Consider the following 14,986-nt stretch of genomic DNA (forward strand, 5'->3'; position numbering starts at 1 on the left):
ACTGGCCGGGACCCTCCTCCTCGCCGAGATCGGGAGAGATGGCACCTCGAGATCGGGACTTATGGCACCTCGAGATCGGGAGATATGACGTGGCCGGGTGCGTGGTCTGGCCGTGCCTGGGGGCGGCCACCGGCCCCGGGGGCATGCTCGTGGTGGCCGGCGGGGGCGGGCACCGGGGGAGGGGGCGCCTGGTCGGTCACGCGGGCCAGTGCGGTGCTCTGGTGCCGGGGTGGGGTGGGTCGGCTTGACCGGTGCTGAGGGTGCGCTGTGGCTGGTGCCCGGCCGCTGGGGAGGGGGCGATTCGCGCCCCCGTGCTGGGTGATGCACATTCAAGTGGCGTGGTCGGTGGGGTGTTCTGAGGGTGAGTCGCGGGATTCCGCCAGATTCTTCGGCCGGTGAGGGTGGTGGCCGTCCGGGCTGGCCACCGCGCCTTCCCGCACGTCCCCGCCCACGCCTGCGAGTCCACCATGGACCGCAGGTCACTCGGGAGCCGCCGCCGCCCTTGGCCTGTGGCGCCAGGCGCTGGATGGGTGATTCCCAGGGGCGGGGTGAGGTGGGTTGAGCGTGTGGGTCTGGTGCCGGCGGCGTGAGTCCGGGGCCGGGGACCTGAGTCCGGGGCCGGGGACCTGAGTCCGGGGCTGGGTCGGTCAAAGCGGGGCTTTGCGGTGATTCCGGGGCAGACACCCCCGGAATCACCGCAGATCCCCGGACCCACCGACCGAGCCCCGGAATGACTTACCCGGGCCCGGACTCACTGACCGGGCCCCGGCGTCACCCACCAGCGACGATGACGAGGTCCCTTGCGACAGGCCGCCAGGCCCCGTCGGCACCTCCATCAGCCGCTCACCGACCGCACACAACCGTCGACCCCCTTGGAATCAGTCATCCAGGACGCTCCTGCGCCCCGAGCCCCGGGCCCTGGCCCGACACCCAGCACCCACCCAGGACGGCCCTGCGTCCGGCCGTGCCATTTCTACCGATCTCGAGGTGTCATATGTCCCGATCTCGCGGGGCCCCGGGTGTTCGCCGCGGGCCCCCCGGGGTGCGTGTCGGCGCCAGGACCTGCGTCGGGGCCGTTATGTTGTGGTGTATGACGCCATCACTGTTCTCATTCGGCCGCAGCCGACGCAAGGCAGGCCCGTCGCCGAAGGAGACCGGTGGCGTCGCCGCGCCCAGTGAGCCGACCCCACCCGTTGAGCCGATCGAGGAGCCCGTTCTCGACAGCGACGGGGTGCCGGTGCCCGACAAGGAGCGCAGCGCCAGGGTTGATGCCGCCCTGGAGTCTTGGCGCGAGGAGCTGGCCGACCTGGGGGGCGTGGCCAGCCTGGACGCCTTCACCCACATCGACGGGGTCGTCGACCTCACCGCCGCCCACCCCTCGGGGCTGGCCCAGCTCTACGCCGGGCGCCCCACCCACCTCAGCTCCCTGGTCAGGGAGCGCTCGGCGCTGAGCGCCGCGCGCCAGGGCCTGCGGGCCGTGGCGGGGCGCACCGACCTGCTTGCCCGCCAGTTCGGTGTCGCCCCGGTCTACCTGGCCATCGGTGTGGCCACGTGGACCGAGCAGACGCCCTCCAACGTGCCCGGGAGGCTGGGGGAGCCGGCGGCGGTCACCGAGCCCGTGCCCGCCCAGGGTACCCTCGAGGCCGCCGAGGAGGCCCTGGACCCTCACGGCCCCGAGGACACCGGCCAGGAGCCCGAGCCCCGGGCCGCGGCGGCCGCCTCGATAGGCGCCGCCGCCCGCCTGCTGCCCATCACCGTGCCGCCGGCCGCGCCCGGGGTCGTGCGCACCGTTAACGCACCGGTGCTCCTGCGCCCGGTGCGCCTGGCGAGCGCGAGCACCGACGCCACCTTGACCCTCGACCCCTCCATCGAGGTCAACCCCGTGCTGACCCGGGCGCTGCGCGCCTACGGTTCGACCGCCGACGTCGAGGCCCTGGCACGGGCCTCGCTGACCGCCCAGGGGTTCACCCCCCGGGCGGCGCTGGCCCGCATCGCCTCCTTGGGCCGGGAGTACCTGCCCGGCTTCGAGATGCACGAGCAGCTCGTCGTCGGCGCCTTCGTCCACCCGGGCCAGGCCCTTGTCGAGGACTTCGACGCCACCGCCGAGCGGGCGCGGGCCTCGGCGCTCGTGGCCGCCCTGGCCGGTGACCCCACGGCCCGGGCGGCGCTCGACGTCACCCTGCCGGACCCCGTGGGCCAGGACCGCTCGCCGGAGCTCGAACGGGGAGCCGGTGACCTCGACCCCGCACAGCTCGACGCGATCGAGGCGGTCGGCTCGGGCGCCTCCTTCCTGCTCGACGCCCCGCCCGGCTCCGAGGTCGCCGCCACCCTGGCGGCCATCGCCGCGGACGCCGCCGCCTCAGGACGCACCGTTCTGCACGTGCCCGCCACGAGCGCCGACGGGCACGCCGTGGCCGAGGCCCTCGAGGAGCTGGGCCTGGGGGGCATGGTCCTTGACCTCACCGAGGACGCCGCCTGGCGCCGCCATGCCGCCGAGGGCATCAAGGAGGCTCTGGGCGCCGCCCCGGTGGACCTCGACGTCACGGCGATTGTGGACATGCGTGAGCTGCTCATCTCGGTGCGCACCCGCCTGGCGCGCTACATCTCCGCGCTGCACGAGCCACGCCGGCCGTGGGGGGTCTCGGCCTACGACGCCCTCCAGGAGCTGGCGGACCTGACCTCGGGCCGGGTGCGCGCACGCACGACCGCACGGGTCGAGCCCGGTCGCCTCGAGCGCCTCGACGAGGCCGGTCGGCAGCGTGCCGGCGAGCTGCTCCACCGCGCCCACGCCCTGGGCCTGCTCACCCCCGAGGCCGGGGCCTCGGCGTGGAAGGGCATCACCGTCACCGATATCGATGAGGCAACCGACACGATCGCCCGCCTCGTGCGCCTGGCCGACGAGCTGCTGCCCACCATCGAGGCCCATGCCGACGAGGTCACCGACTCCACGGGCATCACCCGGGCCGTCACCCTGGAGGATTGGTGCGTCCAGCTCGAGATGCTCGACGGCGTGCGCGACTCCCTCGACGTCTTCGTCCCCGAGGTCTTCGAGCGCTCAGCGGCCGACATGGTCATCGCCACGGCCACCAAGCGGTGGCGCGAGGAGCGCGGCCTCGAGATGGGTGCCTCGACCCGCAGGCGCTTCGTCAAGCAGGCCAAGGACCTCGTGCGTCCCGGCCGGGAGGTCGCCGACCTGCACGGCGAGCTGGTCAAGGTCCAGCGCCATCGCGAGGTGTGGCGCCGCTACGACCCCGACGGCGGCTGGCCGCGCCTGCCCCAGGGGCTGGACGCCATGGAGCGCACCGCCGCCCGCGCCCGCCGCGCCGTCGAGGAGCTCCAGCCGGTCCTGGGCAGGGCCGACAACACCCCCGACCTGGCCACCATGCCCCTGACCGAGCTCCACGAGCTCGTGCGGGCCCTGGCCGACGACGACGAGACCGCCCAGAACCTCCCCGAGGTCAACCGCGTCATGGACGAGCTGACCGAGCTGGGGCTGGCGGCCCTCGTCGATGACCTGGCCCGCCGTCGCATGGGCGCGGACCAGATCGACGACGAGCTGACCTACTGCTGGTGGTCCTCGCTGCTCTCGCAGGTCCTGCGGGAGGACGCCGACATGGGAGGGCTGGACGCCGCCGCCCTCTCGGAGCTGTCGGCCTCCCTGCGCGACCTGGACGCCGCCCAGTCCGACTCCCTGCCCGGACCGGTCTCCCAGGCCTGCGCGCGCCGGGTGCGCACCGCCGTCCAGAAGAACAAGGCGGAGGCACGGGCCCTCTACATCGCCCTGAGCCGGGAGGACGGGGTGCCCCTGCGCGAGATCATTGCCGCCCATCCCGTGGCCCTCGTGGCCAAGCCGGTGTGGATCGTGCCCCCCACGCTCGTGCCCCAGGTCCTGGCACCCGATGCGGTCATCGACCTGGCCGTCCTGGACGCCAGCGCGCATATGCCCGTTGCCCAGGTCCTGCCCGCCTTCGTGCGCGCCGAGCAGGTGCTCGTCGTGGGCGACCCGCGCCGTGCCTCCAGTGGCCTGGCCGCCGAGCTCGGTCCCCTGCTGCCGCGCGTCACCCTGCCCACGGGACGCAACAACCTCGACCCGCATATCGCCGCCTTCCTGGCGGCCAACGGCTACGAGGGCGTCGTCGAGCCGATTCCCACACCGCCGGGGGAGACCCGCATGAGCCTCGAGGTGCTCGAGGGGCGGGGGATGCCCGCGCCGGGGCAGACCGCCGTCGAGTCGGTGCCCGCCGAGGTCGACCGGGTCGTCGACCTGGTCATCGACCACGCCCTGAGCCGGCCCGAGGAGACCCTGGGCGTCGTCGCCCTCAACACCCGGCACGCCGACGAGATCCGCCGTGCCATCGCCCCCGCGGTGGCCGGGTCCCCGGCCCTTGAGGAGTTCTTCGCCGCCGGTATCGCCGAGCCCTTCGTCGTGGTCGACCTGGCCGATGCGCGCTCCCTGCGCCGCGACCACGTCATCATCTCGGTGGGCTACGCCAAGACCCCTCACGGGCGCACGATCCACAGCTTCGGAGCGGTCTCGGAGGACGGGGGGATGGTCGCCCTGGTCGAGGCGCTGGCCGCCTCCCGGGGCCGCACGCGCATCGTGTCGTGCCTGGGGCCCCAGGACATCGACCCCGAGCGCCTGCGCGCCCCGGGCGCCCGCCTGCTGCACGAGGTCCTCGTGCGCGCCTCGGGGGCTGACCCGTGGACGCCGGAGTCCCATGAGGAGTCGGTGCCCGACCGGCTGCTCGTCGACCTCGCCGAGCACCTGTGGCGCCGGGGCCTGGTGGTCGTCCCGCGCTACGGCCACGAGGGGGGTCCGCGGATCCCCCTGGCGATCGGCCACCCCGACTGCCCCGGGGAGCTGCTCGTCGCCGTGCTCACCGACGACGAGCAGTACGTGGCCGAGCCGAGCCTGCGCCGCCGCGACCGCCACTGGGTCGAACGCCTCCAGCGTCGCGGCTGGCGGGTGCACACGGCCTACTCCGCCGGCGTGTTCGTCGACCCCGAGGCCGAGGCGAGCCAGATCGAGGAGCTCGTGCTGGCCGTGCTGACCGCCAGGGCCCAGGCGGTCGCCGTCCCGTCGGTGGCCCCGCTGCCGGCGCGGGTTGAGGACGTCGCCGCCCCCGACCCCGTCCAGCAGCCGCGGCCGGCCGCCGGCCGGGAGCGCGCCCCCCGCCCGCCGATCGCCCAGGGGCTGCCCCTGCAGGCCTACTCCGATGACCAGCTCGACGAGCTCGTCGCCTGGATCCGCACCGACGGTGTCGACCGCAGCGCCGCCGAGGAGGTCGAGGAGCTGCGATCGACCCTCGTGCTGCACCGCCGCGGCGCGGGCATCGACGCGGTGCTCGCCAACGCCGTGCGCAGGACGCGATGACGGCCCCCGGCGGCGTCTCGGCGCGCCGACGCCGTCGTGCCGTGGCCTACTCGCCCCAGGACCGCGAGCGTCTTGCGCGCGGCGAGCTGCCCGAGACCGCCGAGCTCGACAGGCGCCGTCGATCCCGCGACGCCCTGAGCGGACCGGAGCTTGATCCGCAGGAGGCCCCGAGCTGGCCCGACTCGGTGGCTCCCGACGCCCCGAGTGGGGGCGCCGGGACGCAGACGCGGTCCAATGACGAGCGCCTCCGGCGGGAGGTCCCGCCCCACTGGGCCTAGATGATTGAATCCACGGGGTCGGGGCACCAGGGGTGGGGGATGGGGACTGGACGGCCCGACTCCGGATCCCCCTCCTCGCCGAGATCGGGACTAATGACACCTCGAGATCGGTAGATATGGCACGGCCGGGCGCAGGAGCGTCTTGGGTCGGGCACGACGACGCCCGCCGACCGGTGGTCGACGGGCGTCGGGAGGTAATGGGGCCGGGCGGATGCCCGAAAGGTCACCGCTTGGCGAGCAGGTCGCGGATCTCGGTGAGGAGCTCGACGTCGGTGGGCTCGGCGGGGGCCTCGGCCTTCTGGTCGCGCTCCCGCAGCTTGTTCATCGGCATGACGATGCAGAAGTAGACGGCCAGGGCGACGAGGAGGAAGTTGATGCCGGCGGTGAGAATCGTGCCGGGCTGGATGTAGTCGGCCGTCTCCTTGATGCGGAACTGACCGATCGAGTCGAAGTTCGGCGAGCCGATGATCTGGCCGATGACGTCGAGGATCACCTTGGTGACCGCGTCGATGATCGGCTTGAAGGCTGCACCGATGATGACGGCGACGGCGAGCTCGAGGGCGTTGCCCTGAGCGATGAACTCCTTGAATCCCTTGATCATGGGACTGCCTTTCCTAGGGGGCGAGCGCAGGGATCTGCCTCGTCGTGGGAAGTGAATAACCCGGAGACATGCTCGTCCCGGGGGACCGGGCGCCGTGGGTTCAGGGACTCAGGACAAGCCCGAGCGCCCCGTTCGTGGCCGCACCGACCACTAGGGTAGCGTGCACGGCGGGGACGGCAAGGGTGACAAGTGTGACTTTCGTCCGGGATGCGCTCATGGCCCAGCCTTCGTCGTCGCTGACCTGAACCATGACCACGCGGGCGCCGGCGCACACGACGGCGTCCTCGGCGCCCGGGCCTCCGGGGGACCAGGAGCCGGCGACGCCTCCCTGGGCGATGAGATCGACCCGGGCACCGGGCTGGGCGAGCTCGGCGCCGACTTCGATGGGCACCTGGACGAGGCGTTCGGTGGGGGACAGACCCACCGTCAGTGCCGCGCTCGTCATCGACGTCGTCAGCACGGTCCCCTCGGCCAGGGCGATGGCGGCCCGGGTGCCGATGACCTCCTCACCGGGCAGGTCGCCCTGCGGCAACGCCTCGACGGGGACCCGGCGGGTCTCGAGGTCGTGCTGACTGAGGACGGCTCCGGCCGAGACCGGCCTGGCCACGACGAGGGCCTCCCGGCCGGGCGGGGCCTGCGGGCGCAGGACGGCCAGGACGAGGACGACCGCCGCCCCCATGCACACGGCGACGACGAGATGGCGGTGGCGCCACAGGATGAGGGAGGGGCGCCGCCGGGCGGGACGTGCGCGTGCCCCGGCGCTGCTGAGGCGCTCGGGGGTGTCGGCGGGGGGCGGGTCTGTCACCGGTGTCGAGGCCATGGGCCCAGCGTCGGCCGGAGTCCGGGGCCGGCGCACGCCGACCGGTCGAGATCTGTGGACGGGCCCTGCACGAACGCCGCCTGTGGAGCACCTCCGGCGTGCGGGCCTCAGGGCCGCGTGGGGCTGGCGGCCGGCGAGCCGCGGAGCAGGAACCAGGCCTGGGAGGAGATGACGGCGTCGACCGGCTCGTCATGCGCCTCGGTGGGCAGGGGGCCGGGGACGAGCTCCTCGGGGTGGATCGCCGCGAAGACAACGGCGCCTTCGCGGCGCAGCGGCAGCATCCGGTCGTACCAGCCGCCGCCCTGGCCGATCCGGCGCCCGGCGCCGTCGACGCTGAGCGCGGGCACGATGAGGGCGTCGACCGCGGCCACGGCTCCCTGGTCCATCGTCGGGCCGCTGGGCTCCGGGGGCCGCCCGGGGGCGCGCTCGGCGAGGTCCTCGGCCCCCCGGAAGTAGCCCCAGGAGCGGGACAGCTGCGGGCAGAGCACGGGCAGCAGCACCGCGACGCCGCGCGCCTCGAGCTCGTCGAGGAGCAGGCGGGTGCAGGGCTCGTCGCCCACCGACACGTAGGCGGCCACCGACCGGGCGCCCGCGACGGCCTCGAGGGCGTGCTCGGTCAGGGCGCGGCAGGCGGCGTTGTGCCCGGTGGCGGGGTGGGGGTGGTTGTGACGACGGCGCCGCCGCACGGCCCGGCGCAGATCGTCCTTCGCGTCATCGATCTCCTTCTCCTGTGCGGCGGGGCGGCTGACAGGGTCGGTGCTCATGGAGGGCATCCTCCCAGGTCCTCACTGCCCGCGGGGCGCCTTTGGCCGGGCCCGCCGCGCTCCTGCGGGGCGTTCTCCCCCTTGCGGCCAGGGCCCCGGAGGGGCGTGTCGTCACCGGCCCGGCATGGCGCCGCGCCACCCCGGCCGGCGCCCGCCGGCAGGCGGTGGGGTTGGTGGCGGGCCCGGCGACAGCGTCGGTAGCAGGCCTGGCGGCGGCTTCGGCAGCGGGCCTGGCGACGGGCCAGGGGGCAGGGTCCGCCGCCGCACTCGCGCGGGCGGGTAGCCTGGTCGGCACACGCCGGGCGGGAGCACCGGGTGAGACAGGGAGGAACCCCATGCGCACCGTCGCCGAGCACCTTGCGGCCTGCCTCGAGATAGCCCAGGCCGCGGCGCCCCTGGACGTCATGCTGCCCGACGCTGTCGGCTGCGTCCTGGCCGAAGACGTCGTCGCCGGCCTCGACCTGCCGGCGGTCGACCTGGCCGGGCTCGACGGCTACGCCGTGTCCGCCGTCGACGTCGCGGGCGCCAGTGCGGGGGAGCCGGTGGTCCTCGAGGTCATCGACGCGGTGCGGGCCGGGGACATGCGACCCACCCGCCTCGTGCCCGGGACCGCGATCCTCATCGACTCCGGCGCCCCGCTGCCCCTGGGTGCCGACGCCGTCGTGCCCTGGACCTCGACCGACCGCGGTGAGAACCGGGTGGTCGTGCGCGAGCCGGTCTTCAAGGGCGGCAACGTCCGCAGCCGCGCCGAGGACGTCTCGGCCGGCATGACCGTCATGCCGCAGGGCACCCGGGTCTCGGCGCGGCAGGTCGCCCTCCTGGCGGGCATCGGGCGCAACCGGGTGCGCGTCCACCCCGCCCCGCGGGTCGTCATCGTCTCGATCGGCAACGAGCTGGTCGAGCCCGGCCAGGCGCGTGACGCCGGCGACGTCTTCGACGCCAACGGGCACGCCCTGGCCACGGCGGTCAGCGACGCCGGCGGCCAGGCCTTCCGGGTGGCCGCCGTCTCCGACGAGCTGCGCGCCCTGGCCGAGACCATCGAGGACCAGCTCGTGCGCGCCGACGTGCTCATCACCACCGGCGGGCTGTCCGTGGGACAGGGCGACACGGTCAAGGACGTCCTGGCGCCGCTGGGCTCGGTGCGCTTCGACGCCGTGGCCATGCACCCGGGGCGCCAGCTGGGGGTCGGCACGGTCGAGGACACCCCGATCTTCTGCCTGCCGGGGGACCCGGTCAGCGCCCAGATCGCCTTCGAGACCTTCGTGCGCCCCGTCCTGCGGCAGGTCGCCGGCTGGCAGAACCTGCACCGCACCTCCCTGCCCGCCACGATCGCCTCGGGGTGGCACTCCCCGTCCGGCAAGCGCGAGTTCGTCCCGGTCCGCCTGTCGGGCTCCCCGGCGCGGGGCTACAGTGCCGAGCCGACGACGGAGCCCGGTTCGAACCGCCTGCTGGGCCTGGCCGAGGCCAACGCGATCGCGGTCGTGCCCGAGGACGTCCACACAGTCGTGGCCGGGGACACGCTCCACTGTCTGCTCCTGGACACCTGATCCCGTGCCGCTCCCACGAGTCCTGCCGGCGCCCTGGGGCGCGGGCGGCCGTTTCGCCTGGCCCCTGCGCCTGGAGGAGAGGAGGGTCGCGGCGCGCGGGCTGGCCCGGGGGGCCCAGTGGGTGGTCGTGCGCTCGGTGCGCCGCTCCGACGCGGACCCCTGGCGGCGCCTGCGGCTGGCCGAGGACACCCGGCTGGCCCCCTGGGAGGCGACGCTGCCGCCGGGCAGCCCCGAGGGGCTGCGCAGCTTCGGGTCCTATGTGCGCCACCAGGGCCGCGCCGCCCGCAGGGGGGAGTCGATGGCCCTGGTCATCGAGGTCGACGGCGCGCTCGCGGGGCAGGTGGCGGTGGCACCCATCAGCTGGGGCGCGCTGTGCAGCGCGAGCCTGGGCTACTGGCTCGGCTCGGACTGGGAGGGGCGCGGCGTGATGAGCCTGGCGGTGGCGATGGTCCTCGACCACCTGCTGGGCCCTGAGGTCGGGCTGCACCGCGTCGAGATCAACGTCCGGCCGGAGAACGCGCGCAGCCTGGCCCTCTGCCGGCGCCTGGGCTTGCGGGAGGAGGGCCTGCGGCGGTCCTATATGCATGTCGACGGGGCCTGGGCCGACCACGTCTCCTTCGCCGTTGTCGCCGAGGAGATGGCATCCACCTCGGGCTTCGTGACACGTTTGGGACTGATGAGACGAATGTGAATTACTGTTGCGTTTGATGTTGTTGTGATTTCTGTCTTTTCTCCCAGGCTGCTTTCAGTGTCTCAACACGCCGCGCTCGTTGTGGAACCAGGGTGCGGCTCGCCCGTACGGTTGCGGCGTGGGAATCGAGATCTGGGCGCTCATGGCCCTTGCGGCGGTTCTCACCGTGTACCTCCTGCCGTTCCTGGTCGGGCGCCGTGAGGTGATGAGCCTGTCCAATGCCGAGGACCGCTACTCCGCGCGGTTGCGGGTCCTGGCCACCGGAGGGGCTCTCGCCGCCGACGAGGCCTGTGAGAGCAGTGGGCACGTGACGATCTTCCGCCGTCGACCGGAGGTGAAGGCCATGAACCGGCCCGCCGTGAGGAACGTGCGTGCGCTGCGCGCCGAGCGCGAGCTGCTGCGCGTCCGCCGAGCCCACGAGCAGGCGCGTGCGCGTCGACGTGACGCGGCCTCCCACCGGGCTGCCGTGGCGACGACGCTGCTCGGGGCGACCCTGGGGATGGTCGTTGTCGTCTGGTTGACGGCGGTGCCCTGGTGGTCGGTGCTCGTCCCGGCGGGGCTGCTGGGCGCCTCGATGGTGGCGGGCCGTCGTGCCGCGGTGGCCTCCTCGGCGGCGGACCGGCGCGAGCGTCGCCGGATCGCCGAGCTCGAGCACGAGCTGTCGGCACTGACCGGCGTCGAGCCGCAGGAGCTGCGTGAGCCCTGGCAGCGCGAGCCCTCGGCCGATGCCCGGCCGTGGTCGCAGGCCGTGGGCGCGACCGAGCTCCGTTCTGAGCGGGGGCTGTCGCGCAGCGGCCGGTCCGCTGATGAGGGCGATGAGGCCGCCGAGTCCGACCGTCGACGGATGGCCGCCAAGTCTCCCGCACCGGCGGCCTCGGGGGCCGACCGTTCGGGTGAGCGTGCCGAGGCGCCTGTTCGATCCGCTGGGAAGGGCCGCGCCGAGTCGCGGGGCGGGTCGCGTGGTGAGGAGCGCGCCGAGAAGGGTGCCGAGAAGCGCGCACAGCCCCGTTCGGAGTCCTCCGCCGTCCCCGCTTCGGCGCAGGACGTCGAGGCCGCGCCGTCGGCCGCCTCGCCCGAAGAGCTCGACGAGCTCGGTGAGGTCGAGCGTGCGGTCCGGGCGCTGGCGGCCGCCGCCAAGCGGACGCAGGGCGGGGGTGGGGCCGCTGGGGATGTGCCCGCCTCCTCGACGCCGTCGGCGCCCTTGACGCCTCCGCAGGGCTGGCGGCCGGTGCACGTGCCGGCGCCGACCTACACGCTGTCGGCCCGGGCCCCGCGGCGGGTCATCGAGCTCGCCGAGGACGCCCCCTTCGACTCCGCGCCGGTCCCGGCGCGTCCGACGGCGGTGCGGTCCTTCTCGACCGAGGGCGTTGGGCAGGAGGAGACCGTCTTCCACCCGATCGACCTCGACGCCGTGCTCGAGCGTCGGCGGGCCGCGGGCGAGTGAGCCCCGCGGTGTCGCGGCTCACTGGCCCCCGACTTGCGGGCCGCGGTCCCCGCGGTGCTACGATCGTCGCGCACTTGGGGCTATGGCGCAGTTGGTAGCGCGTCTCGTTCGCAATGAGAAGGTCGGGGGTTCGAATCCCCCTAGCTCCACCCCAGGCACAAGGTCCGAACCCCGCCATCGTCGATGGCCCGGTTCGGGCCTTGTCCTCGTTGCGGGCGGGCGGCGACGGCGGTGTCCCCAAGAGCGCAGGTCGCGTCGTCAGCGTAGGGCCTGGCTGCGGGACATGGTCCTGGCCCGTTCCGAGGAGATCCTCAAGGACTGGCCGGCTGCCCACTGCCACATGGCCGCCACGGAAGTCCTTGACATAGTTAGTGAATGCCGATTCACTAACTATGTGGCTCGACCTCAGAGAGACGATCAGGATGTGCTGCTGGACCGCATCGCGGGTGCCCTCGGTGTCAGGCAGAGCCTGCGTCCGTGGACGCTGGCGGAGGTTTCACCTGCCGCGGGGCTCAGCCCGGCTGGGCTGATCAAGCGGTTCGGGTCGCGCAAGGCGATCCTGCTGGCGCTCAGCAGGCGCTGGCTCCGTGACATCCCCAAGGGACCGCTCGGGCAGGTGCCTCCGCGCGAGGAGCTGGACGAGTGGGCTCATCGTCGGTTCGGTCGTGCGGGCGCACGAGGGGTGGCTCAGGGATTGATCCAGCTCGTGGATGACCTGATGGACGATGAGTTGCGCGTGCTGCTGGAGGAGGGGTGGGCGCGAGAACAAGAATACGTGGCCACACTTCTCCGCGCTTGCGAGCTGAAGCGCCTCTCAGATCCAGGACGTGGAGCCATCTTGCTGTTCGATGCGCTCAACGGGGCCATGCTCCGACAAGCAGTTGCCTCAGACACTGACTTTGTACAAGAGACCCTCGATTCGCTCTGGGAGATCTGGACATGACAAACCGACGCGCTTGGAGAGGCCGAGTCTTCATCGGCGTCAGCCTCGATGGGTACATCGCCCGCCTCGATGGAGACATCAACTGGCTCACCGACCCTCCGCTTGGACGCGATCATGCCCGAATTGATAGTTCTCGCCATGCTCTGAACTGGGAGTCATTCTTTCCAGGCATCGACCACGTCGTCATGGGTCGCAACACATACGACACCGTCATCGGTTTTGATGAATGGCCGGACATGTGGTCGGGCAAGTCCGTCGTGGTCCTGTCCACGTCGCTTCCCCGCGACACTGAGCACATCACCGTCGCCCGAACCCTGAACGAAGCGGTCGCTTTCCTCAATGAGAGCCAAGCGCGCGAGGTCTATGTGGACGGCGGAAAGGCGATTCAGAGCTTCCTCAGGGCTGGACTGATCGATGAGATCACTATCTCCTGGGCGCCGGTGCTCATCGGCGGGGGACGACGCCTGTTCGACGTGCTCGATGACGACGTGCTCCTTACCTTGCGCGGCAGTCACACCACTGAAAACGGCATGGTTGGCACGACATACCACGTCACTCCGGCTTAATTCGGTTCTTCCGGGCGGTGGTGTGGGCAGGCGACGCGCCGGTAGTGGCGTTGTGGGAGGGGGCGAGGCCTTCAAGATAGGTGGCGACCAAGCACGCAGCCTGACACGCAGCAACACACCGTCCGAAAAACACCCAGCACGCTAATTGCTGGTGGGTGGCTGCGCGCAATGACCATGGGTGCCTGCACCCTGCGGGCGAGCCTTTTCCTGGTCAGCCCTCGAAGAGGTCGGTGATGAGACCGGTGTTCTCGCGGAAGGTGGCTTGGAGCAGCTCGGCGGCCAGGGGGTGGTCCTGGGACTGGAGCTGCAGGCCGAAGATGGTACTGACGAGCATCCCGGTGGCCAGGAAGGTCGTTGCGCGGTCCGCCGAGAACCCCGCCTCCTCGCGCAGGATTGTGTAGATGCGCAGGAAGCTCTTGCGGGCGATCGGGCCAATGGCCGGGTCATGGCCGAGGGTGAACAGGTGCAGCAGCGTCACCAGTGCGCCCCGGTCATCGAGTGCCGCAACGTCACCCGCAGCTACGGTCGCGGCGAAAACACGTTGAACGCGCTGGCAGGAGTCCATCTCAGCGTCGCACAGGGCGAGTCGCTCGCGATCGTCGGCAAGTCCGGTTCGGGCAAGTCCACGCTCATGCACACAATGGCGCCGCTGGACCGCCCCACCTCGGGCGCCGTGCTCGTCCACGGCACCGAGACCCTCTCGGGCGGGCAGAAGCAGCGCCTGGTCATCGCCCGCGCCCTCATCACGAACCCGGCGGTGATCTTCGCCGATGAGCCCACCGGAAACCTCGACACCGACACCGGGCAGATCGTCGAAGGTCTGCTGTTCGATCTCAACCGCGAGCATGGCATCACACTCATCGTCGTCACCCACGACCCAGACCTCGCCGACAGGTGCGGCAGGCAGGCGACGATCCATGACGGACGCCTCGCCGGTCCTCGTAAACGTCGCCGCAGTCGGCGGCCGTGGCGTAGTCGCCCATGTCGGTCGGGTCCTCGTCGCGGCCATCCTCGTCACGGGACATCCAGGGGCCGGAGATGAAGTCGTAGCCGGGCAGGACCTGGCCGGCCAGGTCCGGGTGGTCGGGCAGGATGCCGGTGTCGATGACCGCCACGGTCACGTCCCGACCCGTTGAATCCGACCAGGCGTTCGTGGCGTTGATCCCGTAGGCCTGGTCGGTCAGGTCCCACTGCATGTCGAAGTGCTCGTCATCCGAGACGCTTTCGTCGGAGTCGGCCACCGTCGTCATGTGCAGCTCGGGCTCGACCGCCTCGACACCGTCGGCCCCCTCGAGGGCGGCGGTGAACTCGGTGATCTGCTCGGGCGTGAGCGCCTGGCTCAGCGCCACCGAGGCGATGCCCCCGGCGTGGGCGGTCACCGCCTCGATGGTCACCGACGCCCCCTGAGCGGCCGCGTTGAGCGCCTCCTGGTCCTCGCTGGGCAGGGAGTCGACGATGTCCGTGCCATAGGTCTGCGCCGCCTCAATGACCTCGGCGGCCTTCGTGCCCTCGGCGTAGGTGATGACGAAGCGGTCCCCCCGCGCGCCCTGGGCCGTGCTGAGGCGCACGCTTCCCGGGGTCGAGGAGGCCGCCGCCTCCTGCCCGCCGTTGCCAACGCCACCCTGTCCGTGACGCGCACCACCGCCGATGCGCTTGACTGGGACGGCGACGATCGGGCTAACCTACTCCCCGCTGCCTGCACGGGGTCACACCCAACAGGTGGCCGACCGACCGGAAACGGAACGCAGGTCCGGTGGTGACTGACATCGCCACCGGAACGGCTGGAAGTCGAGATCAGGCTCACGAAGCCTGGAACTTGACCGAGAGAAATCAACCTGCTTATCCTAGTCCGGTCGCCTTGAAAGCCTCGCCGAGCGCAACACGTGCTCGTGCGGCGGATTTCCTGGGTGTGTTGTTTGAGAACTCGATAGTGTGTCATGTTTTTTATGCCATGTTGG

General features: G+C 72.2%; 13 protein-coding genes, 1 tRNA gene and 1 pseudogene. 10 read left to right on the plus strand and 5 right to left on the minus strand.

Annotation, left to right across the window (positions count from 1 at the left end):
* The first annotated feature begins 1,090 nt into the window (after positions 1-1,090).
* Positions 1,091-5,374 (plus strand): DNA helicase, encoded by a 4,284-nt coding sequence (locus tag Q4C85_RS11185; protein WP_303142132.1) that lies wholly within the window; start codon positions 1,091-1,093, stop codon positions 5,372-5,374.
* Entirely contained in the window at positions 5,371-5,652 is a 282-nt protein-coding gene (locus tag Q4C85_RS11190; RefSeq protein ID WP_303142133.1) for a transcriptional regulator, read from the plus strand. The genes Q4C85_RS11185 and Q4C85_RS11190 overlap by 4 nt, the downstream gene beginning before the upstream one ends.
* A gap of 223 nt (positions 5,653-5,875) precedes the next feature.
* Here Q4C85_RS11190 and mscL read toward each other — a convergent pair whose 3' ends face one another.
* The 3 genes from mscL to Q4C85_RS11205 form a co-directional block, all read right to left on the minus strand.
* Positions 5,876-6,253, minus strand: coding sequence for a large conductance mechanosensitive channel protein MscL (gene mscL, locus Q4C85_RS11195; protein WP_303142134.1), 378 nt, complete (start codon positions 6,251-6,253; stop codon positions 5,876-5,878).
* Positions 6,254-6,353: 100 nt separating this feature from the next.
* A complete protein-coding gene (locus Q4C85_RS11200) occupies positions 6,354-7,073 on the minus strand; it encodes an SAF domain-containing protein (RefSeq protein WP_368501451.1) in 720 nt (239 codons plus the stop codon).
* 107 nt (positions 7,074-7,180) lie between these two features.
* A complete protein-coding gene (locus Q4C85_RS11205) occupies positions 7,181-7,837 on the minus strand; it encodes a 5-formyltetrahydrofolate cyclo-ligase (RefSeq protein WP_303142137.1) in 657 nt (218 codons plus the stop codon).
* A gap of 335 nt (positions 7,838-8,172) precedes the next feature.
* Here Q4C85_RS11205 and glp point away from each other — a divergent pair, with 335 nt between their 5' ends.
* The 6 genes from glp to Q4C85_RS11235 all read left to right on the plus strand — a co-directional run bounded on the left by glp (position 8,173) and on the right by Q4C85_RS11235 (position 13,028).
* Positions 8,173-9,384, plus strand: a complete 1,212-nt coding sequence (gene glp / locus Q4C85_RS11210) for a gephyrin-like molybdotransferase Glp (RefSeq protein ID WP_303142139.1) — start codon at positions 8,173-8,175, stop codon at positions 9,382-9,384.
* A gap of 4 nt (positions 9,385-9,388) precedes the next feature.
* Complete coding sequence (locus tag Q4C85_RS11215) at positions 9,389-10,075, plus strand: GNAT family N-acetyltransferase (protein ID WP_303142140.1); 687 nt, start codon at positions 9,389-9,391, stop codon at positions 10,073-10,075.
* Between the two features lie 118 nt (positions 10,076-10,193).
* Entirely contained in the window at positions 10,194-11,519 is a 1,326-nt protein-coding gene (locus tag Q4C85_RS11220; RefSeq protein ID WP_303142142.1) for a hypothetical protein, read from the plus strand.
* 76 nt (positions 11,520-11,595) lie between these two features.
* Positions 11,596-11,668, plus strand: a tRNA-Ala gene (locus Q4C85_RS11225).
* A 275-nt stretch (positions 11,669-11,943) separates the two neighbouring features.
* Complete coding sequence (locus Q4C85_RS11230) at positions 11,944-12,462, plus strand: TetR/AcrR family transcriptional regulator (protein WP_303142144.1); 519 nt, start codon at positions 11,944-11,946, stop codon at positions 12,460-12,462.
* Positions 12,459-13,028 (plus strand): dihydrofolate reductase family protein, encoded by a 570-nt coding sequence (locus Q4C85_RS11235; RefSeq protein ID WP_303142145.1) that lies wholly within the window; start codon positions 12,459-12,461, stop codon positions 13,026-13,028. Before Q4C85_RS11230 ends, Q4C85_RS11235 begins: the two co-directional genes overlap by 4 nt.
* 211 nt (positions 13,029-13,239) lie before the next feature.
* Here the strand turns inward: Q4C85_RS11235 and Q4C85_RS11240 are convergent, their stop codons facing one another.
* Entirely contained in the window at positions 13,240-13,506 is a 267-nt protein-coding gene (locus Q4C85_RS11240; RefSeq protein ID WP_303142146.1) for a hypothetical protein, read from the minus strand.
* On the opposite strand from Q4C85_RS11240, the pseudogene Q4C85_RS11245 reads away from it, so the two are divergent.
* Positions 13,474-13,767 (plus strand): annotated as a pseudogene (locus Q4C85_RS11245) (ATP-binding cassette domain-containing protein); the annotation flags it as partial. The gene Q4C85_RS11240 and the pseudogene Q4C85_RS11245 overlap by 33 nt on opposite strands.
* Positions 13,768-13,894: 127 nt before the next feature.
* Here the strand turns inward: Q4C85_RS11245 and Q4C85_RS11250 are convergent.
* A complete protein-coding gene (locus Q4C85_RS11250) occupies positions 13,895-14,596 on the minus strand; it encodes a hypothetical protein (protein WP_303142148.1) in 702 nt (233 codons plus the stop codon).
* A gap of 188 nt (positions 14,597-14,784) precedes the next feature.
* Here Q4C85_RS11250 and Q4C85_RS11255 point away from each other — a divergent pair.
* A partial coding sequence (locus Q4C85_RS11255; protein WP_303142149.1) for a hypothetical protein occupies positions 14,785-14,986 on the plus strand: 202 nt, incomplete at its 3' end.

The sequence above is a fragment of the Actinomyces sp. genome, from assembly GCF_030524025.1.
GTDB lineage: Bacteria > Actinomycetota > Actinomycetes > Actinomycetales > Actinomycetaceae > Actinomyces.

Coding starts and splice junctions, on each gene's coding strand:
- glp (WP_303142139.1), top strand. CDS start 8,173: ATGCGCACCGTCGCCGAGCACCTTGCGGCCTGCCTCGAGATAGCCCAG.
- Q4C85_RS11205 (WP_303142137.1), bottom strand. CDS start 7,837: ATGAGCACCGACCCTGTCAGCCGCCCCGCCGCACAGGAGAAGGAGATC.
- mscL (WP_303142134.1), bottom strand. CDS start 6,253: ATGATCAAGGGATTCAAGGAGTTCATCGCTCAGGGCAACGCCCTCGAG.
- Q4C85_RS11190 (WP_303142133.1), top strand. CDS start 5,371: ATGACGGCCCCCGGCGGCGTCTCGGCGCGCCGACGCCGTCGTGCCGTG.
- Q4C85_RS11235 (WP_303142145.1), top strand. CDS start 12,459: ATGACAAACCGACGCGCTTGGAGAGGCCGAGTCTTCATCGGCGTCAGC.
- Q4C85_RS11185 (WP_303142132.1), top strand. CDS start 1,091: ATGACGCCATCACTGTTCTCATTCGGCCGCAGCCGACGCAAGGCAGGC.
- Q4C85_RS11200 (WP_368501451.1), bottom strand. CDS start 7,073: ATGGCCTCGACACCGGTGACAGACCCGCCCCCCGCCGACACCCCCGAG.